Raw genomic sequence first — 20,284 nt, 5'->3', positions numbered from 1 at the left:
GACGCTGTTTGACGCGGTGGAGATATAGCGTACTCGCGCGAGACCTGTCAAGCAATTTTTCTCTGAAGACGCGCCGGATTGCGCGGCTTGGCACTACGGAATCTTGGGCATCAGAAGGCGGGGCGGGCTGTCGGCTCGCTGCTGTTTCAGCAGCTCCTTTCCCACAACCTTCCCACCCGCGAAGCGAAAACGGATCTGGGCCTTGCCGGTGTAGTCGGTGTCCTCGTCCTGAAACACCTTTTCGCCCGTTTCATTGTAGGCAACCCAGACGTCCGGTCGGCCGTCCGCATTGGTGTCGTACTCTTCTCTTGCGAGACGGCCGTTCTCAAAAAAGCGAATCAGATCGTATCGCCCTTCGTATTTGGTGTCCACCTCCTGCCGTTGAATAGCACCATCGTGAAAGTAGGTTACAACATCCGTCTTCCCCTGTCGTCTGGTGTCCTGATGCCGCTTGACCGGTTTGGTATTCTCGTACCACTCGATCAGATCCGGCCGACCGCTGCCTCCTTGTGTGTCCTCCTCTCGGCGAGCCAGCGTCCCCGCTTGAAAGAAGTAGGCGACATTCGGACGTCCCCGACCCAGGACATCCTCCTCTTGCCTGACAATCTGTCCGTTCTCATAGTAAGCCCAGACGTCGGGCCGTCCGGATCCCTTTCGAGCCGCCTCACGTCGGATCAGGCGCTCATCCTGATCATAATAGGACCAGCGATCTATTCGCCCAGAACCCTTGGTATCCTCCTCGCGTTTCGAGAGCTTCCCTTCTTGATAGTAAGAAAAGAGCGTCGGCCGACCGATGCCCTTGGCATCCTCTTCGTCTCGAATCAGTACGCCGCCACTGCCGTAAAACGACCAGAGGGTGATCTTGCCGTCGCGTTTCAGCGATTCCTCGGCTCGAACGACCCTTCCCTTTTCGTAGAAGATCCATCGATCGATACGCCCATCGGCATCCAGATCCTGTTCCCCCTTAGTCGGCGCGCCCTGCTGATAGACCATCCAGACATCGGGCTTGCCGTCGCCGTTGCTGTCTTTCTCGGCCTTCTCCACCTGACGATTTGACGCCAGATGGTACCAGGCATCGGGCTTGCCGTCTTTGTCCGTGTCGACGGCCTGAAGAACCGCACGCCCCTCGCGATAGGTGACCCATGTATCGATCCGTCCGGAACCGGTGTCGATCTCCTCCCGAATCACTCGCCCCTTTTCGTCGTAGAAGAACTTATTAGCCGGCTCGGCCCCTGTGGTCTGGGAAGCAGACATAAACAATAAGAAGAAGAGGATAAAAGGCAGGATGATAAATGTGGAGCGTGTTGTCGGAGTCTGCCGGAGAGCCGTCATACCCGATGCCATATCAGTTGAGCGCAAACTTGACTGGAAGCAGCACCCAGCTTTCTACCGTCTTACCGCCCCGTTTCGCCGGAAAAAACGCCCACTCCCTGACCGCGTCCACCGCAGCCCGGTCCAGCATCTCGTATCCGGAGGATCGATCCACCGTCAGTCGCTCAACGCGGCCATCCACCCGAACCAATACCCGCAGGAAGACCGTCCCCTCATATCCTTTCTCCCGCGCCGTCAGGGGATACTTCGGCAGCGGATTAACCCCGTAATTGGCGGCTGCGAATCGCCCTCCAGACCCAGCACCATTGCCGGCCCAGCCTGCTCCTCCACCGCCCGTACCATAGGGCAAACCTACAGTGACCGCCGGCATCGTAGGCGCAACCAAGGCGGTGTCAAGTCCGCCCCCTCTTCCACCGCGATGCGCCGGGCCGGACTCGACCGCGCCATCCCCGTCGGGACCCAGGACAACCGGCCCCCGCGACGGACCACCCATGGCGAATGCCGTCGCCGCACCGATACCCGCGGTGTCCGCCCCGCCGGCGGCCATGCCGACAGCCTTCGGCTCGGCAACGTGATCGTCCGGGTCCATCACCTGAGCAGGCGCAGGCGGCGCAGCAGCAGAAGTCGGAGGCGAAACCTGAGGTTTGGCCATAGCCTTGGCGGGTGATGCGACCGGTCCAGGTGCGCCCGGTCGCTTGGTCTCCGCACGATCAGGTCGTCCGGACTCAGCAGACGATCCGGAGTTGTTGCTTCCGATGATATTGACAACCAGGGGCTTTGAAGCCGATGGAACCTTGGGAATCCCAAAGCTGATGACGATCCAGGCCAGGATCAGGTGGAATCCGGTGGAACTGACGAGAAATCGTCCCAACGAAAGTGATCTGGTCTGAAAACCCACGAATGATGTCATGGCAGGGTGAGCTGCATTGGAAGTCCGACTGACCTCGGTACTGCCTCCCTGATTGTCAAAAGCGAGGGTGTCCTTCGGAGTCATGTAATGATTATAGCGAATCCACCCAAAGCAGGCGAGCCGTTTTTTCGGCGACCGCTGTACCGGTCCTGTGTCATCTGGTCTTACTGCTCGAACAACTCGACCAGTACAATCCTCAATCCCGGCAGGAGGGGTGTACTGAGGGTGTCGGTCGCCTCACGGCTTAGCTCGGCGGTGCGGCTGTAGCCCTGAGGGGTTATGCGATAGATCTTCACCGTCTCCAGCTCCGGGTCGACGATCCAGTACTCCTGTACGCCGTACCGCTCGTAGAGTTTCCGCTTGATGATCTCATCGGTCTTACGGGTGGTCTCGGAGAGGATTTCGATGAGGAGGTCGGGTGTGCCTTGGATGTTCTTTGCAGTAATAATCGAGGCCCGAGCCGATGAGACAAAGATGAGATCCGGTTGGACGACATCGAGGTCGGAGAGGACGACATCGGTGGGGGCGACAAAAATCTGCCCAGCCTTCTGTCGATTCAGGAAAGTCCCGAGGGCAATCGAAAGGCGTACCACCAATCTCTGATGTGTCGTTGACGGCGCGGGTGTCATATAGTGCTCTCCATCGATCAGCTCGTGGCGTCGGCCGTCGTCGGGGAACAGCAGGTAATCGTCATAGGTGAATTTGACTTGTACGGTCACGGTCCCGGCCCCTTGTTATCTCGTCGTAACCCTACCAAGAGCCTGAGGCGGTGTCAACCCCCTCGCGCCTACTAAGATAAATTCAATCTTGCGGCACAGACAGCCGGAGAGGCTAAAGCGTTCTGACCGTGCTCTCACTGAAATACGGTGAGCTTGTGACTACACCATGAATCGTCTTACAGTAATGGTACACCGAACGTTTATGTCTGCTTTTAAGATATTGGTATATTGCTGATACTTGACGTAAATATACTTTGTGGTATTATTTAGATCATGACAGTCAAGTTGAAAGACAGCCCACGCGACGGGGTGGTAACCAGAATAGGTCGAGGGGCAAGGGTCGTCATCCCGGCCTCGTTCCGCAAGGCACTTACCCTCAGACCGGGCGATCCTGTAGTCATCAGGATCGAAGAGGCGACGTTGCGCCTGATCCCGCTCCGACAAGCCATTGCTGAGGCCCAACGCCGCGTTCGCCGTCATATTCCGGCAGACGCCGCCCTGGTCGATACGCTGCTGCGGGAGCGTCGGAAAGAGGCGCAGCGTGAGTAGGGCTGTCCTGGATGCCTCGGCGCTCCTTGCCCTCCTGAATCAGGAGGTGGGGGCGGAGAAGGTTGCCCCGTTTTTAGCAGATGCTGCAATCTCAACGGTCAACCTGGCTGAGGTCGTCACACGCCTGGCTCTTGCCGGAATGCCGGAATCCGCCATTCGGGAGGTCCTGAACGTCCTGCCGCTGGAAACCGTCCTGTTCGATGTCGAGCAGAGCATCGAGGTGGGACTCCTCGCGCCGGCGACCCGACCCTCAGGGTTGTCCCTGGGCGATCGGGTCTGCCTGGTTCTCGCCCGTCGTCTCGACGCCACCGCCGTTACGGCGGACCAGGCGTGGGCAGACATCGACGCCGGGGTATCCGTCAAACTGATTCGCTGATCAGCCCGGATGCAATGAATGGTCAGGCGGATGGTGCTGCCTCAGGGGGCGTACGATTCTTGCGGCGCGAGCTGGTCACGTCACGAGATCGATCAACAGGGGCACAATCTGGTTGACGTCTACGGCATTGGGGCGGTTACCGCTCGAACAGCTCGATCGGCGGTATGCTGAATCCCGGCAGGAGGGGTGTACTGAGGGCGTCGGCCGTCGTCGGGGAACAGCAGGTAATCGTCGTAGGTGAATTTGACTTGTACGTCACGGTCCTGGCCCCTTGTTATCTCGTCGTAACCCTACCAAGAGTGTCAGGCGGTGTCAATCTCCTGTTGAGTTGCACAGGATCTTGCGTCGCAAGTCCCCCCCTTTACAAAAGGGGGGCGCGGGGGGATTTGCTCACCGGTTCCCATCGGCCCCCTCACGGCATCGGCCCGAACACGATCACATTGTTCGTCTCATCCTGCTCGGCGATGACGTTGGCGGCATCAAGCACGGCGATCACATACTGCCCCGAGGCGGTCGTGCCGGGAGGCAGCATCGCGCTCAGACTCTTGCCCTGGACCTGTCCCGGGCAGCTCGGGGCCTGGCGCCAAATGCACCGCTTTCCCTCTAAATACGAAGACACCGCTCGCGTTCCCGCGTCGGGGTGAGGCGGTGGCGTAGTCGATAATGAGGGTCCGGACATCGCGGTTGACCAGCCACGTGCTCATCGCGCTCCCCAGGTCACGCCACCGTCGGTGCTCTTGAAACCGCCGAGCCAGGTCCCCACGTAGAGAGTGGTGGGGGTGGCGGGGTCGATGGCGAGGGACCAAATTTGCCCACCCAAAAAGCCAAAACGGAACCACTCTCTGATTCCAGGCTGGCCCGTACTTCTCCCGCACGCCCAGAGCAAGGCGGATAAGAACACCACGCCGACGGTGATCCGCACGGCTTTACACGACCTTCGATCTCGCATTTCGGCACCTCCAGCGAAAACTGTTCATCCCCGGTCGCAAGAGGACTCTTCCAGCTTTGGTATGGGCGTATCGGCCCTCTCCGCTCCCTCTCTTTCCCTGGGATTAGGCGTCCCGATAAGTTCACGCTGATTGTGGCACGCGCTGCCCCATCTGCGTCAATAGTTCATTTGGCGTATATGGCGCAGCCAGGGGCCAGGTGAAGGCATTAGGATGCGGGGGATAGCTGGGGGGGGCGAGGGGAAGCAAAAAGAACTCCTGAGCAAGATGAATATCTGGAACGGCCTGTGACAACCTGTCTCGTGTACCCCGGCCAGGTAAGGCTGTCAATACGCCTTTTGGCCTAGTGCAGCCGGGTGGGGTCGAGGGAAAAGGACGGGAAGACGGTGTCCCGGGCTCCGGATTCTCCGCCTTGACACCCTGGATATCTGTGGTTATACTATCGGTATGAAAACTGCCGTCTCCATCCCTGACGAGATCTTCAAGCAGGTCGAGAGGTTGGCCAAACGCACAGGCATGTCCCGCAGTCGGCTGTTCAGCGAGGCCCTCTGCGAGTATGTCGCACGGCATGCCTCGGATGAGGTAACCGACGCAATGGACCGCGTGTGCGCCGAACTGGGAGAGGCCACGCCCGATGAGTTCACTGCGAGAGCTGCGCGCCAGATCCTGGAGCGTAGCGAGTGGTGATCTCACAGGGAGATGTGTGGTGGGCTGATCTGCCGGAGCCCAGCGGATCCGGTCCCGGGTTCCGGCGCCCTATCGTTGTCATCCAGGGTGACAGTCTGAACCGTAGCCGAATCGGTACGGTGGTGTGCATCCCGTTGACCAGCAATCTCAAGTGGGCGGCGGCGCCGGGGAACGTGACCCTCGCGCCCCGCGCCACGGGGCTCACCAGAGAGTCGGTCGCCAATGTGTCGCAGATCGTCACTGTGGATAAGGCGCACCTCACGGAGCGGGTCGGCAAGCTTCCGGCTGTACAGCTAAGACTCATCCTCGCCGGGATCGACATCGTACTCGGCAGGTAGTTCAGAATCGGTAGCTCATGCCGACCAGGACGTTGATGGGCGGGGCGGGGTTTAGGAAGCGCTCGATCGGTTCGCCGGCGACCTTGGCGTTGGGCGCAAAGGTCCCGAACGTCTCGTAACGGTTGTCGGTCAGATTACTGATCTTCACGAATCCGGCAACCTGCTGCCAGTGAAGATCGAGACCGGCGTTCAAGACGACGTAGTCGTCGAGCTTCGCCTGGGTATTCGCCTCGTCGCCTCGGAGAAACTGATCGCCGACGTAGCTCAGGTCCAGCGAGAAGGACAGCCATCGATTGAAATGATAGCGGAGACCGGCATTCATCCGGTGGCTTGGGGTCATGGGGATGTCGTCCCCCGCGTCGACCTGCTGAGGGATGCCGGGCGTCCGAGGCGAGGCGAGCTGGATGTTGTCCCGAAATGTCGCCCGGGTCAGCGTGTAGTTGACGTATGTTTCGAGGAGGTTCTGAAAGATTCCGCGCAGGCCGATCTCGATCCCCTGCCGTCGGGTGTTGCCCACGTTCTGAAAGAAGACCGTCAGCTCGGCCGGATCGGAGACCGAAAAGATATCGTCCCTCACGTCGGTCCGGTAGAGCGCCAGGTTCCCCTCCAGCCATGGGAGGGGACGCGCCCGGAAGCCAACCTCGTAGTTGTGGACTCGCACAGGACTCAACTTGAGAAACCCGGTATCCGGCGCCACCCCCGCCTGCAAGCCGACGCAGGGCGAATCGGCCCTTGCGCAGGTCAGCTCCAGAAAGGCCGGGACACGAAATCCTTGCGAATATGAGAAGTACAACCCGTAACGATCCGAGAGATTGTAATTGATACCCGCCCTGGGGAGTACACGACTGTACGAGGCCCTTCCCGACGCCTTTCCCGGCTCTTCGGGACTCGAGTCGATAATACTGTGACGGACATAGTCGGCCCGGAGCGCCCCGGTCACAAACAGGCTATCGCTCGACAGCAATAGCCCGCGCCCCAGCTCGGCGGTATTGTGGATATATGCCCCGACGGTGTCCTGTTTGTCGGAAAGGACGGAGGTCAGCGTCTTTTCCGGGCAGGCGTCATCAGGATCCTCGCCGGCGGCGATCGCCTCCGCTCGGCATTGCTGACGGGACCGGTCGTTCTGCTCCTCGGAGACCGTAATACCCACGTCATGACGCGCACCCTCAACCCCAAGTGTGAGACTATTTTTACGCCCCCAGAATCGACCTTCGTGTGTCAGTTGCACCGTCCCACCGCCGGAGAAGGTATCGTTAAACAGACGGGTGTTCTCGCTGATCAGACTGACGTTGAACTGCTCGGTTTCAAAACTTCTGGCAAAGCCGTTGAGGGCCAGAGAGAAGCCGGCTCCGAGCCGCTGGTGAACATTGAGAACGCCCATATGGAGGTTCGGATTGAAGAAGTCTCCCCCGGTAAAGTTCGCCGTTCGATCGACATTCAGGACGCTTTCCGGCAATGTCCCTGCCTGCAGGATCCTGTTGTTTTGAAACTGGTAGGAGAGGGTGATGTCGGTACCGCCATGGCGAAATCCCAGCTTCCCGAATGCCTGGGAGAGGCGGCTATCGGTTTGATCCCGCCAGCCGTCCTCATCGAACCGGCTCCCGGCGAAGTAATAATCGATCAGCCCGGCGGTCCCGCTGATGTGCCCGCCGCCCTTCCGGCGACCGAAGCTGCCGCCCGACATCTCACCCGAGATCTCCTGTTCTGCACCCCCACGTTTGGTGACGATGTTGATAGACCCGGCCAGCGCATTCCGGCCAAAGATTGCTGTCGGGCCGCGGATCAACTCGATCCGCTCCACATGGTCGAGGGGTAAGAGGTCGAAATTGATCTCCTCGACAGCCGGCTCATTCACCCGGACCCCATCCACGAAGACGCTGATCCCCTGCGGGACCCCGGTGACCGAGGTCCCACTGAAGCCTCGAAGCGACAGATCAAACTGATAGGAGTTGCCCTGCTGGTCATTGAGATGGACCCCTGGAAGCGTCTGCATGACATCCTGGAGATTGAGAGATCGAGAGCGCTGAACCTCTTCGCCCGTCATCACATGGACGGTGGCGGGGATTTCCGCCAAGGATAGCGGCGCCTCGGCCAGGCGGGTCGGTGCAGTGACCACGATTTCCGGAAGCGGGACAATCTCCGACGGGGTGTCAGCCTCTTGAGCCCGCACGCCGTTTCCCGACCATCCGATGATTGATGCCGCCAGCGCGCCGACGATCCACGCTCGACCTCCCGTCATACAGTTACCCCTTTAAGGATGTCCAGTGTCCTGAATCAGAAGTTCGGTGAAGAAGTCGGCGCTCCATGTGTCGTCATTCCCACGAAAGCGGGAATCCAGAACCCCCGGTATTTCCTGAATTCCGGCTCGCGCCCCCGATGCCGGCTTGGCCGGAATGACGGCCGGACAGATATAGCGAATTTCAGACACACCGCAGTGTAGTCTCGCTGTAATCGGTTGGCACTGGACCCGTTCGGGCTGAGCCTGTCGACACCGTTCGTCCTGAGCCTGCCGAAGGAACGAACGGTGCTCAGGACAGGCCTGTCGAAGCCAAGCACACACATCTTCGATCAGCGTAGGGCGAACGGCATGTCGAAAGAAGCGTAAAGGACACTATGCCAGTTGCGTAGCGCCCCCGATCGACGTGAGGCGCTCGGTTGGAAGCCTGATGCGCCAAGCCGAGATGCCAAGCCGGGTAAGAGGCCATAACCTCGTGGTTCCGAATCGTTCGGACACTCAATCCCAGAATGCCTGCAGAGGGGCGAGTGAACACGAAAACCTATCATGGGGCGGGGTCGTGGGCAATAGATATCGCACTTCACCAGCGAGTTCCATCAGAAATGACAACAGGACCGCGCTGAGTACCAGGCATTGTGTTTTCATGGGACTGCCTCCTTCCTCTAAAATCTGTTACCGGCGCCGACCGGAACGTTGATGGGTGGGGCAGGGTTGAGAAAGCGCTATCAGTGCAGGCATCAAAAGCGCAACTTGACACCGACCCAGCCGGCTACGGGCGATCCCGGGGCGACGAACCGCTCAACGGCGATGGGATTGCTGAAGGCGTTAAAATTGAGCGCGCCCGCCGTCTCGTAGTGGGTATCGGTGACGTTGTCGATGCGCGTCCAGATCTCCAGGTTCTTGATCGGCACGTAGCGGGCATGAAGATTCAGTATCGCGTAGGCATCCGTCTTGCTTTGGTTGTTGCCGTCGTCGCCGCGGAGATAGTTGCCGGACACGGCGATCACGTTGCCGCCGATCCAGAGATTGTCCAGCAGGGCGTACTCTGCGCCAATCTTGGCATTGTGCTTGGGGATGCCGGGAATCTGATCGCCGTCCTTGACCCTCACGCCGTCTGATTCCGTGACGCTCGCGAGCGTCACGTCGCTTTGGTAGGTGGCATCAACATACGCGTAGCTCCCAAAGTATCTCAGTCGCTGCCACCTGCCCTGCAGGCCGACCTCGACTCCCTGGCGGCGTGTCGCGTCAACGTTCCGGAAAAAGCCGGCCCCACCGGTTTCAACGACGGTAAACAGGATGTCGTTGCTCAAGTCGGTGCGGAAGAAGCCGGCGTTCCACCGCAACCCATTTCCGATCGGCAGACTGCCGCGCGTGCCGAACTCGTACGTGCGGGCAACGACCTTGTTGAGCGGCGGATCGGCAACAAACGCATTCGGCAGATTGCACGGATCATTCTCATCGGCGCAGGTAAGTTCCGCCGGAGTAGGGGCGCGAAAGCCCTCGCTGTAGGAAAAGAAGAGCGTGGCGTTTTTCAGCGCTTGAAACGTCAATCCAACGGCGGGACTGAAGCGCTCGAATGTATGGTGGCCGTTGAGATCGTCGTTCTCGCCCGTCCGGTCGCGTAGGCGAATGTCCACATGTTGATATCGCCCCGACAGCGTCAGCGCCAGTCGCTCGGTGATGTCGAAGGTATTGGTAATGTAGACACCGGCATTATCCTGCCGGGTGCCGACGTTCACCTCCGTCTCAAAGGGTTCCTCGCGTTCCGTGCCCACGCTGTTGCCATCCGGCACCAGTTCCGATTCGGCCTCGCGCTGGTTGAAATGGCTTTCGTGTCGATCGAAGGCGAATCCGACAGTCAGCCGGTTGACGCGGCCCATGATGGAACCGCTATGCGAAAGCTGGAGTATTCCGCCAAAGTCATGGGTGCGGGTTCTCGTCGTACGGTCCTCACCCTCGGCTTCGCGCTCCAGTGCTCCGCTCAGCGGATTGCCGTCCTCGTCAAAGAATCCGACGGCTGAGCCGGCGCACAGCCCCAGATGCAGCGGACGGCCGCCGGCGTCGAAGACCCCCTCGCCGGTCGCGTCGTCCATACAGCCGACCTCGGCATCCCCATTCAGGGTCTTGCGCTTGTAATAGCGATAGAACCCGTTCCCCGAGAGCAGCAGGGCATCCGTAATCCGGCGACTGCCGCGCAGGTTGAGCAGGTGCATACGATTTTCGGTCCGATCGGGAAATGTGTGGACGGCATCGCGGTCTCGCGCCAGTGTACTCTCCGGGACCAAGCCGTTGCCGATAAGATCATTGTCGGCCCAGATGTAGTTCAGGTTGAGATCAGTGCGCTCCGTTTTATACCCGATTCTGCTGAATAACTGCCGTAAGTCACTCGGCGAGTGCTCGCGCCAGCCGTGTTCGTCCAGTGCGTTGAATGTCAGATACAAGTCGAACGGACCGTGCGCAACGCCGTGCTCTGCCTCCACCGCCCAGCGCCCGAAAGATCCTCCGGACGCTTCGATTTCCGTACCCTGAAAATCGAATCCGCGCTTGGTGCGGATGTTGAGGGCGCCACCGAGGGTATTCAAGCCGAAGACCGGATTGGAACCGGGAATCAGATCGATTTCCGCGATGGCGGACTGGGGAATGAGGTCCCAGTTGACGGTTTCCCCGAATCCGTCGTTGAAGCGCATACCGTCCATATACACGGACAGACCGATGGGGCTGCCGGTCAGGGGCGAGGCGAGAAAACCGCGGAAGGTCACATCGTTCTGCCAGGGGTTGTTCTGAGCGGCGTTGATATTGACCGAGCCGAGATTCCGGTAGAGCATATCCGAGAGATCGGGGGGGTTCTGACTCTCGACCTCTTCAGACGCCATCTCCTGAACGTTCCCCGGGTATTTCTCGATGGGAATGCCGAGAGCCGGCACAGGGGTATGTTCGATCACCTCCACCGCCGGGAGCTCAAACGCCTCGAGGGGGCTCGCCTCCTGCGGAACTTCGGGTTCTTGCGCCCACGCCGTGTCAGCCGAATACCCGATGATCAACCCGCCCACCAATCCGACTGCCAGTGCTAGAGTTCCCCGCATAGCATTACCTCCAGAAGGACGCCCCGTGTGTGTCCCATACATCCCTTTAGAGCGATGGTCATTCCGGGCTTCACTCCGGATCGAGTCCAGGTCAGGTTCCGGAATCCAGTCTTTCGACGCTGGATTCCCGCTTTCGCGGGAATGACGGCTCCAGAATGGATGTAAGGAGGCGTCAGACGCACTGCATCAGGTCTACCTGAGCACGTTCGAGTAGACTCCTCCCCCGGGAGAAGTCTATGTTGCAACACGTATGCCGGATATGACCGAGGGTAAGGAGAGACTAAGTTGTTGGATTGTCAGCAGTGATTCCAGATCTCGTCCGAGTCTGGGCGGGTGAACAGGTGGTTGATTTCAACCGACGGTTGCTTTCAACCGGTTTGGGGAGAACGACGTTCCTTGATAAGATCCATAGCATGGTGTACACTGGTAGTCATTACAGAAAGGAGACCGGCTTTATGAAAACTACCGGCATCAAAGAGGCGCGTCAACATTTCACAGAATTCCTCGCAAGAGTCGAGAGGGGCGAGGAGGTCATTATCTCGAAGCGGAAAGAACCGATTGCGGTCATTATGCCCATCAAGAAAAGGGTTAAACGTCACCTGAAAAGCCATAAAGAGTTCAGAGCGTCAATCCTTGCGAAAGGGAAACCCCTATCAAAGGTTGTTTCTGAATCAAGAAAAGAAGAGACGTTCTGATGCCCTCTCTCTTCGTTGATACAAGCGCCCTCGTCAAATTCTACTATCCCGAACCGGATAGCGACAGGATAGAAGCCCTGCTATTACGTGCTGAACGTATCTACATCACCAACCTAACCGTTGTTGAAATGGCATCCGCCCTATCCAAAAAGGTCAGAATGGGTGACATCCAGAAAGAGCAGGAAACGGTCGTATGGAATACCTTTCTTGACGATCTTCAGACATGGCAGGTGGAGTTGGTCACCCTCAATGACAGAGATTACCTGAAGGCAGCCGACCTGATACGGGAGTTGGGCAGACGGTATGGCCTTAAAACTCTGGATGCGCTTCAGCTATCCGCAGCCCACAGTTTCCATGATGCTAAATTCCTCTGCTCAGATAAAACTCTCACCAAAACCGCTTTAAAGATCGGTATCAAGATCATCTAAGACTGTGAGAGCTGCGCGACGCGACTCCTCGCCCTCGTATCATGACGAAGAGCGGGTGATGCCGTGCTTCTGGATGCGATAGCGGAGCGCCTCACGACCGATATTGAGTTTTCGGGCGGCTTCCGTAACGTTGCCGTCCGTCAGATCGAGCGCCTGCCTGATCAGTTGTCGCTCGACCTCCTCCAGGTCGACCCCCTGTTCGGGAAACACGATCTGCAACGACGTATCGGTATCGGACGGAGGTGTGCGCCTTCGGCTCGGCACATCGGAGAACGGGGTGTCCAGGCCAAGGGCCGATGGGGTAATCTCTTCCTCATCACAGACCAACAGCGCCCGCTCGACCTGATGGAGAAGCTCCCGGACATTGCCGGGCCAGCGATACGTTCTGAGGGCTTCGATGGCGGCTTCCGTGAACCGCCGTGGCGGAAGGCAATACTTGTGTGTAAGCTGTTTCAGGAAGTGATTCGCCAGCAGGACGACGTCGTCGCCGCGCTCACGCAACGGCGGTAGTTCCACCGTGAGGACCTTCAGACGATAGTAGAGGTCCGGTCGGAAGGCGCCCGTCTCGACGGCAGCTTCGAGGTTGCGGTTGGTAGCCGCGATAATACGGATATTGATCTTTCGCTCGCGCAGGCTGCCCACCCGACGAACTTGCCGGCGCTCGATCGCCTTGAGGAGTTTCGCCTGAAGCTCCGGGCCCAATTCGCCGATCTCGTCCAGGAAGAGGGTCCCGCCGTCGGCGGCCTCGATCAGGCCGGGCTTCGTCGTCGTCGCGCTTGTGAACGCGCCCCGCTCATACCCGAACAGTTCCGCTTCGGCCAGCTCCTTCGGGATCGACGCGCAGTCGATCTCCACGAACGGCTGTCCGGCAAGCGTGCCTTGGCGATGGATCGCTCTCGCCACCAGATCCTTCCCCGTCCCAGTCTCACCCAGTAACAGCACCGTCGGCAGTTCGCCTGCCGATCCGGGTTCGAGGTGTGCGATCCGTTCGATCAGCTCGATCACCTGCATGATCCTGGGGGACGCACCGATAATCTCACCATGAGCGGCCTGCTGAATCTCTTTGCGCTGAAAGTAGGACAGGCGTTCCCGCAGGCGATGCGTCTCCAGCGCCTTTTCGATCACGAGGCCGAGTTCGTCGTGATCGACCGGCTTCTGGATATAATCGTACGCCCCGGCCTTCATGGCGGCCACGGCACTCTGCACGCTGCTGTAGGCGGTCACCATGATGACGATCAGGTCGGGGTCCAGACTTATCAGCCTCTTCAGCGCCTCGAGACCGCTGATCCCCGACAGCTTGACATCGAGCAGAATGATGTCAGGCCGATTCGTCTGGAGTGAGGCGATCCCCTCCTCCGCACTCGCCAGACTTCGGCACTCGTGACCGTTCCTGCTTAAGGCATGGGCCAACGAACGGGCGAATACGACCTCGTCATCGATAACCAGGATCTTAGCCATCCTGAGCAGTTCCTCCATGGTGGGCAAGCGGAAGGCGAACGCTCGCTATCGTCCCGCCCTCGGGTCGATCCGATATCACAAGGCTCCCGCCGTGGGCGCTGATGATCTTCCGGGCCATCGTCAGGCCCAGACCGATCCCATCGCTCTTCGTGGTCACGTACGGCGTAAACAGTCTCTGGAGTATCTCGGCGGGGATGCCCACCCCGTTATCGACCAGGTCAATGGCGATACCTGTGGGGCCATTACCCTCCCGCAGCACTCGGGAGGCAATCGCAAGCCTCCCGCCCCGTGGCGTCGCTTCGCAGGCATTTGTCAGGAGGGCCACGAAGGCCTGTTCCAGATACCGTTCGTCGAGGGGGATCGGAGGCAGGTCCGAGGACGCGCTCCACTCAGCCGCAATCCGCTTCTGTTCGATCATAGGGCGAACGACCTCAAGCGCCTGCTCGATCACTCGATTCGGATCGGCGGGCGTGAGTGTCGCCGTAATCGGCTTCAGCGCAAACAGTAAATGATGGACCCACTGCCCTAAGTGATCGACGGTGCCAATGACACTCTGAAGATCGTCCCGAACCTCTTCCGATACCTGTGATGTATTGAGGGCTGCCTGAGCCGAGGATCGGATGCTGGCCAACGGGTTGCGGATATTATGGGCGATATAGGCAGAGAGTTCGCCGGCCGCCGCCACCCGCTCGGCTTGCAGCAGGCGTTCCTGGATCTCTTTCAGCGATCCGGCCATACGATTGATCGATGTCGCCAGATCGCCCAATTCATCCTGCGACGCCACCCGTACACGATGATCCAACGCCCCGGTACTGATGACAGCGGTCGAGCGACCGATTACCTGAAGAGGTTTCACCAACCATCGCTGGATGCCGAAGAGCAACCCGCCCCCCCACGCAAGAGCGAGCAGTATGACAATCCCCGCCAGCAACTCACTTTGGACACCGATCGCAAGGGTCCGCTGCAGCGACCGCTGCGACGCCGCATCATAATAGGCGCGGAGTTGATCGATCGCGTCGTCCTGTCGCGCGAACGCCACTTGCTCCAACTCGCGCTCAACCTTTGGTACGGCCCGGTCCCGAGACCCTGTTGCCAGGAGATCAAAAATCTCTCTCGCCAGCAGAGTCACCTGTTGATGCGCCTCTACCAGTGCGTGAACCCGCTCTCGCTCTTCAGGGGTTCGAGCATGACGGCGCAGGCCGGCCAGTTCGTCCTCTAACGCGACGCCCAGCGCGTCGAACTCCTGTCTGGCAGATCGATCCCCGCTGACCAGTCGGTCGAGGATCTCTTTGATCTGTCGATACAGATCGCCCCGCAGTCGCTCGGCTTTCAGGCCTTGCGCGTGGGCGTAGGTGAGGTCTTCTGTGGCCGCCCGCCAGCCATGCATGGCCCAGATCATGACCAGCCCAATGCAGAGCGCCAGGACGAAGATGACCAGATAGCCGATACGGAGCTTTGTGCGGATCAGCATGGAATAGAAATAGCGTTCGGCTATCAACAGTGATTGTAGGGGCAGGGCTTGCCCTGCCCTCAGTGGGCGCAGCAAGCAGCGCCCCTACAGAAGTTACGGCTGATTGCTGACAGCTTGTGTCAGAACCGGACCCGGAGGCCGCCGTGGACCAGCACGGGGGCACCGGTCGTGACGATGCCGTCGGCCGTTTTGGCGACCTCAAAGGTCCTGTCGAAGAGATTTTCTACCCCCAGGAAGACCTCCCCCGCAGACAGCTTGGGGAGGGGAATCGGCCGCCATATCATGAGGTCCGCCACGAAGTAGTCGCCAAGCTTCAACGAGTTGAGGTCGTCCTCGAACTGATCCCCGACAAACCGCCCCTGAACGTAAAGGTTGATGAAGGACGGGTTGGTGTAACCCACCTTCAACGTGAACTGTTGTCTCGGAACCTGCGCGATCCATTTCCCTTCCAATTCCGGCTGGTTGGAGGCGCTTAAGACTTTGGTATGGTTATACAGATAGCTGCCGGACAAGGTCCACTGCTGATGCGGACGGTATTCCAGTTCGGCCTCGATCCCCCTGATTCGCGTCCGGTCCAGGTTTGCCCGCTGACGGCAGACGCCGCCGGCAGGGACGAAGCCGCACGGATCAATGGTGATCCCCGCTGAGCCGGCATTGATTCCCCTGGTGACGTTGACGACCGGGTCCTTCACCTCGTTCCAAAAGGCGGTGAGTCGACCGAACAGGTTGCGCAGTATGGCGTAGTCCATCCCGACCTCTCCCCCAATCAGCCGCTCCGGGTCCAGTTTCTCGTTGGCCTCGGTGATGTCGTTTCGGACCCTGAACGGTCGAAAGAGTTCATTGATGGTCGGTGCCCGAAATCCCTTGTAAAACGAGCTGCGCAGCGAGAGTTGGTCGGTCGCATGGTAAAGGACGGCGACCTTCGGGCTGAAGGCGAATTCGTCCCGGTCGTCAAACGGATTTTCTCGAGTGATCGCTCCGGTCTGTTTATTCCTCTCAATACGGGACGCATGGAAGCTCTGCCAGGAATCGAACCGACCGGCAATCGTCACCTGCCATCCGGGCGCCGGCGTAAAAATATCCTGAACATAAGCCCCTGTTAAGACCTGTTCTCCCCCGGCTTTCCGCCGTCTGGTGAAATCGTTCAGGGTCTGATTAAATGTGAAGAATTCATTGGTTGCTCCATCGATCCACCTGACATCGGTTCCCGCCGTTAGCAGATGCGATTGAAAGATCCGCTTCGACCACTGAAAGTTTATCCCTGCATCCGTTGAAGGAACATCGAACTGATCGAGCGCCGGGGTCTCCGAGTTCCGATCTGGAGCCGCAGAGCTGAAGGTGCTGTCGAAGGTCTGCAGATGAGAAAACACTGTAAGCTGCCACTCGCTGCCGTCCACGGTTTTCAGACGGCCTCCGGTTGCCACATAACCGGTCTCGGTCGAATTTTCCTGAAGCGGGGTCCCGTTCCCGCGATCCTCATGGAAAAAGCTGCCGGTCAGATACAGCGAGGAGTTCGAAGAGGGCGCATACTCCAGTCGGCCGTTAAAGGTCTTGTGGTTGGAGGTCGCCTGAACATCGATGTCTCCCCGCTGGCTCTTCTTGACGATCTTGTAGCCGTCGGTGTCGAAGTAGTTGCCCTCAAGCGAGATACCCCACGGCCCTGTCGCATGACTGACCAGGAGGTCGGCATCGACCGTGTCCCGCGTGCCGACATCGAGCTTGGCCTGCGCCACCCGCGCCTCCGGCCGCCTGGTGATGATATTGATGACGCCGCCCAGGGCATAGTTACCCCACACGCCGGAGCCGCCGCCACGCGTCACCTCGATACGTTCGATGCTCTCCATCGGCACCTTGCTCCAATAGACCCACCCGCCGAACGGATCATTCAGCGGCACCCCGTCCAAGAGCACCAGCGTCCGGCTGACCCCGCTGGGTCCGATCCCACGCAACGAGACCCCCTGCGCCGTCGGATGCGTGACCAGGCTGCTGCTGCGCCGGAACAGACTGAACCCCGGCACCTGCCGCAGCAGATCGTCCACCGTCCTGGCCGGCGACTGCCTGATCTCTTCTTGCGTGATGACCGTGACATTGGCCGGGATATCCCGCAGTCGCTGCTCCACCCGGCTGGCGGAGACCACAACCGGATCGAGACGCACCGTCTCTCCGTTTGTACCCGCCGTCGGCACGCCGGCATCGGCCCCCCACGCCGCCGGAGACGGTCGCATGAAGGTAGCGATGGCGAACAATCCTGCCACAGCGATAATCGTTCGATATGATCCGAACCTCGCCTTCCCTGTCAGCGTCATGCTTCCTCCCGGCACCCCCTCACCTTCATCCTCTCCCCCAGGTGTGGGGGAGAGGTGAGTTTATTATTAATCCCTCAACCCTTCGTGCAGCGAGCAGGCCCCTTTTGTGTTCCCCTCTCCCCTTTGGGGGAGAGGGTGCGGGTGAGGGGGAACTTGCAGAGCAATACACCCTCAATGGTGATCCGCACCGTGTCGCCTCATTGTACGAACTGCCGTTCAACCGTTTGCTTCCTGAACAACCAACTCCACTCGGTCTTATCGATCAAGATGGCATTCGGGATCGGCTCTCCGAAGTTCTGGGCCATGGAAAAGGTGTAGGCCCCGGCATTGAACACTGCCAGCAGGTCGCCCGGCTTCATGGGTCCGCTCACCAGTGAGAGCGGAACCGGCTCAGACGGTGTGCAGAGAAAATCGCCGACGTGATACAAGGTGCGTCCTGGTGACACCCGACATGGTATGACGACATATTCGGCGTTTTCGCGAGGCGGCAGGATATTCCGTCCCGCGTCCACCAGCGCCCAGCGTCGGTGCGCTGTTCGCTTGCACGTGAGCACGCTCGTCAGGCATGCGGCGGCATCATTGACCAGATATCGCCCCGGCTCAACGATGACCTGTCGGTCACCGGCCAGACCGACAAGCGGGTCCAACATCTCACGCACGAACTCGCGAAACGGCCACCCGTGGGCCTCCATCAGATAGCGACTGCCGAACCCGCCCCCAAGGTCGAGGATGGGAATCCGGATCCCGAGATCGGCTTCCACTTGTCGCAAAAACTTCACTACTGCCGCCACCTGAGCGCGATGAGCGTCAGGTGTGTATTGCCGCGTGTAGCCGTGACAATGGACCGCTCGGAGGGAGAGGAAGCGTGAGGCGACGATGGTTCGCACGGCGTTCTCTGCCTCACCGCCGGGTACATCAAAACCGAACTTGGATCCTGGAGGGGTAAACGGACCCCGGAGACGGCGCGACAGAAGCGGATTGATCCTGATGCCGACCTCGATCGTTCGCCCCAGCCGTCGGCCTAAGCCGTCGAGAAACGCGATCTCCGGCAGCGACTCCACATTGATCAGACAGACCCCATCACTGACGGCACGCTCCAGGAACTCCGGCCGCTTCGCGGGTCCGTTGACGATGATCTGATCCGGCGTAAAGCCGATCCGTCGAGCCAGCAGGTATTCATATTCGGATATCACCTCGACATTCAGCCCGGCCTGTTGAAGAAGCGATACAACCCCAACCAGATAACAGGCCTTCAATGCGAAGTGGATGCGGATCGGCCGGGGTGACGCGGCCGCCGCGGCTGTCGCCTCGACAATGTTCTCGCGCAGCCGCGCCGCCGAGTAGGCCAGGAGCGGCGTGCCGAGCGGTTTCACAACCTCCCGGCAGGGCAACTGTTCGATCCGGACCTCCCCATCCTTCACATGAAACGGCCTGTCCTGTTCGAGGAGGCGGCGCGTAGCCGATGATGCAAACCGGCGGTAGTCGTGGATTGTGCGTTTTGTCATACCGTTGTTGTCGCGTCCGGATATGTCTGCTCTATCGTCGCGGAGAGATCTACGAGCTGATTATAGCACTCCGACCGACTTTGTCCGCGTGAGAAAAGTGTGCAGACCGGCTTTCCCGGCGCGATCTGCTCCCCTTCGTGCGGCAGATCCCGAATGCCCTGCTCGAACCACCATTGCGGATTGTGAAAAATCAGCGCCCGCGAGGCAAAATGAACGGCCTTACCGAAGTAGCCCACGTCATGGTGTGCGAGGGGGTCGAAATCCGGCAGTCTCCCCAGACAGGCATCGAGATGAGTCCTGAAGATGTTCAGGCCGTAGGCCCTCTCGATCAATTCCATTGAAGCGGTATAGCGGGGATTGACCTCGATCGGGTAGACGGTCTGTCCCTTCAAAATGAAATCGATCCCATTCACGCCGACAAGGTGGAACGCGCGGGTAATGGCCCGAACGACCCGATTCACGCGCTCGACCAGATCGCTCCATTCGCTCCAACCCGCTCTCACCGGCCCAAGGATACTGCCGCAGTAGCGAAAGCCGTCCGCTCCGAACTCGGTCCTGCCGATAAGCTGTTCGGAGATACCCAACAGGCGCGCCTCCGACCCATCCGCAGCGAAGACTGCGCCGCACGACACACCATCCAGGTATTCCTGAAGAAATACAGCGCACTCAAGCCGGTCTTCGGAACGGTGAACGGCGATTCCATGACCGCCGCCGCCGCGCAGCGGTTTGCGCAACCAGACGGTATCAGGACCCAGATCGAGCCGCTCGGCGTCAAAGACAATGCGGGGCGCAGGAATCCCGGCCTGCGTGAGAACGTCGAATAATCTGGCAGGGTCCCTCACCGATGTCAGGACGGTAGGGCTATTGCCCAGGATCGGTTTATCGCCGGCTATCGCCTCGATGACTGACGGATAGTTTTCCAGGTTTGCGGTATAGATCAGCACGTCGAACGGAAGGTCTGCGGACGCGGCGATCAGATGACGGGCCTCATACGGAAGGTTCAGATCGCGCTTGATTGAACGGTGCGGGCAGAGCGACCCAAGGTCGAAATCTCCGAAGTAGTCGGCCGCAACGATTCGATGCGCCAGACCAGTCCGAATCGCCGACTCCGCCATGGCGCGCGCGCTAACCCCCACAATCAGAATATCCACGATTCCTCTTGCCGCTATGAGGAGGGAGCGGACGGCGGCGGGTTATGCGCGGAACGGATATTATCTGATCCGGAACAGAAGAGGCGTACGGGG

At 59.5% G+C, this 20,284-nt stretch carries 17 protein-coding genes; 6 read left to right on the top strand and 11 right to left on the bottom strand.

What is annotated here, in order from left to right; genetic code table 11:
- Positions 1-93: 93 nt before the first annotated feature.
- The 3 genes from C3F12_05315 to C3F12_05305 form a co-directional block, all read right to left on the bottom strand.
- Positions 94-1,344, bottom strand: a complete 1,251-nt coding sequence (locus C3F12_05315) for a hypothetical protein (GenBank protein PWB47389.1) — start codon at positions 1,342-1,344, stop codon at positions 94-96.
- 1 nt (position 1,345) lies between these two features.
- Positions 1,346-2,326 carry a hypothetical protein gene (locus tag C3F12_05310; GenBank protein PWB47388.1) on the bottom strand — a complete coding sequence of 327 codons (981 nt, stop codon included), beginning with the start codon at positions 2,324-2,326 and terminating at the stop codon, positions 1,346-1,348.
- Positions 2,327-2,406: 80 nt separating this feature from the next.
- Positions 2,407-2,961: a Uma2 family endonuclease gene (locus C3F12_05305; protein PWB47387.1), complete on the bottom strand. Its 555-nt coding sequence runs from the start codon at positions 2,959-2,961 to the stop codon at positions 2,407-2,409.
- A 273-nt stretch (positions 2,962-3,234) separates the two neighbouring features.
- On the opposite strand from C3F12_05305, the gene C3F12_05300 reads away from it, so the two are divergent.
- Both C3F12_05300 and C3F12_05295 read left to right on the top strand, forming a co-directional pair.
- Positions 3,235-3,510: an AbrB family transcriptional regulator gene (locus C3F12_05300; GenBank protein ID PWB47386.1), complete on the top strand. Its 276-nt coding sequence runs from the start codon at positions 3,235-3,237 to the stop codon at positions 3,508-3,510.
- Positions 3,503-3,886: a VapC toxin family PIN domain ribonuclease gene (locus C3F12_05295; protein PWB47385.1), complete on the top strand. Its 384-nt coding sequence runs from the start codon at positions 3,503-3,505 to the stop codon at positions 3,884-3,886. The genes C3F12_05300 and C3F12_05295 overlap by 8 nt, the downstream gene beginning before the upstream one ends.
- Positions 3,887-4,586: 700 nt before the next feature.
- Here C3F12_05295 and C3F12_05290 read toward each other — a convergent pair.
- Positions 4,587-4,835 (bottom strand): hypothetical protein, encoded by a 249-nt coding sequence (locus tag C3F12_05290; protein PWB47384.1) that lies wholly within the window; start codon positions 4,833-4,835, stop codon positions 4,587-4,589.
- A gap of 445 nt (positions 4,836-5,280) precedes the next feature.
- Here C3F12_05290 and C3F12_05285 point away from each other — a divergent pair, with 445 nt between their 5' ends.
- Together C3F12_05285 and C3F12_05280 are read left to right on the top strand one after the other, a co-directional pair.
- Positions 5,281-5,520 carry a hypothetical protein gene (locus C3F12_05285; protein ID PWB47383.1) on the top strand — a complete coding sequence of 80 codons (240 nt, stop codon included), beginning with the start codon at positions 5,281-5,283 and terminating at the stop codon, positions 5,518-5,520.
- Entirely contained in the window at positions 5,514-5,858 is a 345-nt protein-coding gene (locus C3F12_05280) for an mRNA interferase MazF2 (protein ID PWB47382.1), read from the top strand. Before C3F12_05285 ends, C3F12_05280 begins: the two co-directional genes overlap by 7 nt.
- Before the next feature lies 1 nt (position 5,859).
- Here C3F12_05280 and C3F12_05275 read toward each other — a convergent pair whose 3' ends face one another.
- Together C3F12_05275 and C3F12_05270 are read right to left on the bottom strand one after the other, a co-directional pair.
- Positions 5,860-8,097, bottom strand: coding sequence for a hypothetical protein (locus tag C3F12_05275; GenBank protein PWB47381.1), 2,238 nt, complete (start codon positions 8,095-8,097; stop codon positions 5,860-5,862).
- 734 nt (positions 8,098-8,831) lie between these two features.
- Positions 8,832-11,219 carry a TonB-dependent receptor gene (locus C3F12_05270; GenBank protein PWB47380.1) on the bottom strand — a complete coding sequence of 796 codons (2,388 nt, stop codon included), beginning with the start codon at positions 11,217-11,219 and terminating at the stop codon, positions 8,832-8,834.
- Positions 11,220-11,479: 260 nt separating this feature from the next.
- Here C3F12_05270 and C3F12_05265 point away from each other — a divergent pair, with 260 nt between their 5' ends.
- Both C3F12_05265 and C3F12_05260 read left to right on the top strand, forming a co-directional pair.
- Complete coding sequence (locus tag C3F12_05265; GenBank protein PWB47379.1) at positions 11,480-11,872, top strand: hypothetical protein; 393 nt, start codon at positions 11,480-11,482, stop codon at positions 11,870-11,872.
- Complete coding sequence (locus tag C3F12_05260) at positions 11,872-12,300, top strand: hypothetical protein (protein ID PWB47378.1); 429 nt, start codon at positions 11,872-11,874, stop codon at positions 12,298-12,300. The genes C3F12_05265 and C3F12_05260 overlap by 1 nt, the downstream gene beginning before the upstream one ends.
- 39 nt (positions 12,301-12,339) lie before the next feature.
- Here C3F12_05260 and C3F12_05255 read toward each other — a convergent pair whose 3' ends face one another.
- The 5 genes from C3F12_05255 to C3F12_05235 all read right to left on the bottom strand — a co-directional run bounded on the left by C3F12_05255 (position 12,340) and on the right by C3F12_05235 (position 20,191).
- Positions 12,340-13,776 carry a hypothetical protein gene (locus tag C3F12_05255; GenBank protein ID PWB47377.1) on the bottom strand — a complete coding sequence of 479 codons (1,437 nt, stop codon included), beginning with the start codon at positions 13,774-13,776 and terminating at the stop codon, positions 12,340-12,342.
- Positions 13,751-15,256, bottom strand: coding sequence for a hypothetical protein (locus C3F12_05250; GenBank protein ID PWB47376.1), 1,506 nt, complete (start codon positions 15,254-15,256; stop codon positions 13,751-13,753). The genes C3F12_05255 and C3F12_05250 overlap by 26 nt, the downstream gene beginning before the upstream one ends.
- A gap of 92 nt (positions 15,257-15,348) precedes the next feature.
- On the bottom strand, positions 15,349-17,535 hold the full coding sequence (locus C3F12_05245; protein ID PWB47375.1) for a hypothetical protein: 2,187 nt from the start codon (positions 17,533-17,535) through the stop codon (positions 15,349-15,351).
- 197 nt (positions 17,536-17,732) lie between these two features.
- Positions 17,733-19,040: a hypothetical protein gene (locus C3F12_05240; GenBank protein PWB47374.1), complete on the bottom strand. Its 1,308-nt coding sequence runs from the start codon at positions 19,038-19,040 to the stop codon at positions 17,733-17,735.
- A complete protein-coding gene (locus C3F12_05235) occupies positions 19,037-20,191 on the bottom strand; it encodes a hypothetical protein (GenBank protein PWB47373.1) in 1,155 nt (384 codons plus the stop codon). The genes C3F12_05240 and C3F12_05235 overlap by 4 nt, the downstream gene beginning before the upstream one ends.
- Between the last annotated feature and the right edge of the window lie 93 nt (positions 20,192-20,284).

Source organism: Candidatus Methylomirabilota bacterium (assembly GCA_003104975.1).
GTDB lineage: Bacteria > Methylomirabilota > Methylomirabilia > Methylomirabilales > Methylomirabilaceae > Methylomirabilis.
Note: the sequence above shows the minus strand (reverse complement) of the source record. Positions and strands in the feature narration are given on the sequence as shown.

What these genes read in the sequence shown, in the direction of transcription:
- C3F12_05315 (PWB47389.1), bottom strand. Translation starts at nt 1,344, where the DNA reads ATGGCATCGGGTATGACGGCTCTCCGGCAGACTCCGACAACACGCTCC.
- C3F12_05310 (PWB47388.1), bottom strand. Translation starts at nt 2,326, where the DNA reads ATGACTCCGAAGGACACCCTCGCTTTTGACAATCAGGGAGGCAGTACC.
- C3F12_05300 (PWB47386.1), top strand. Translation starts at nt 3,235, where the DNA reads ATGACAGTCAAGTTGAAAGACAGCCCACGCGACGGGGTGGTAACCAGA.
- C3F12_05290 (PWB47384.1), bottom strand. Translation starts at nt 4,835, where the DNA reads ATGCGAGATCGAAGGTCGTGTAAAGCCGTGCGGATCACCGTCGGCGTG.
- C3F12_05285 (PWB47383.1), top strand. Translation starts at nt 5,281, where the DNA reads ATGAAAACTGCCGTCTCCATCCCTGACGAGATCTTCAAGCAGGTCGAG.
- C3F12_05275 (PWB47381.1), bottom strand. Translation starts at nt 8,097, where the DNA reads ATGACGGGAGGTCGAGCGTGGATCGTCGGCGCGCTGGCGGCATCAATC.
- C3F12_05270 (PWB47380.1), bottom strand. Translation starts at nt 11,219, where the DNA reads ATGTATGGGACACACACGGGGCGTCCTTCTGGAGGTAATGCTATGCGG.
- C3F12_05260 (PWB47378.1), top strand. Translation starts at nt 11,872, where the DNA reads ATGCCCTCTCTCTTCGTTGATACAAGCGCCCTCGTCAAATTCTACTAT.
- C3F12_05255 (PWB47377.1), bottom strand. Translation starts at nt 13,776, where the DNA reads ATGGAGGAACTGCTCAGGATGGCTAAGATCCTGGTTATCGATGACGAG.
- C3F12_05245 (PWB47375.1), bottom strand. Translation starts at nt 17,535, where the DNA reads ATGACGCTGACAGGGAAGGCGAGGTTCGGATCATATCGAACGATTATC.
- C3F12_05240 (PWB47374.1), bottom strand. Translation starts at nt 19,040, where the DNA reads ATGACAAAACGCACAATCCACGACTACCGCCGGTTTGCATCATCGGCT.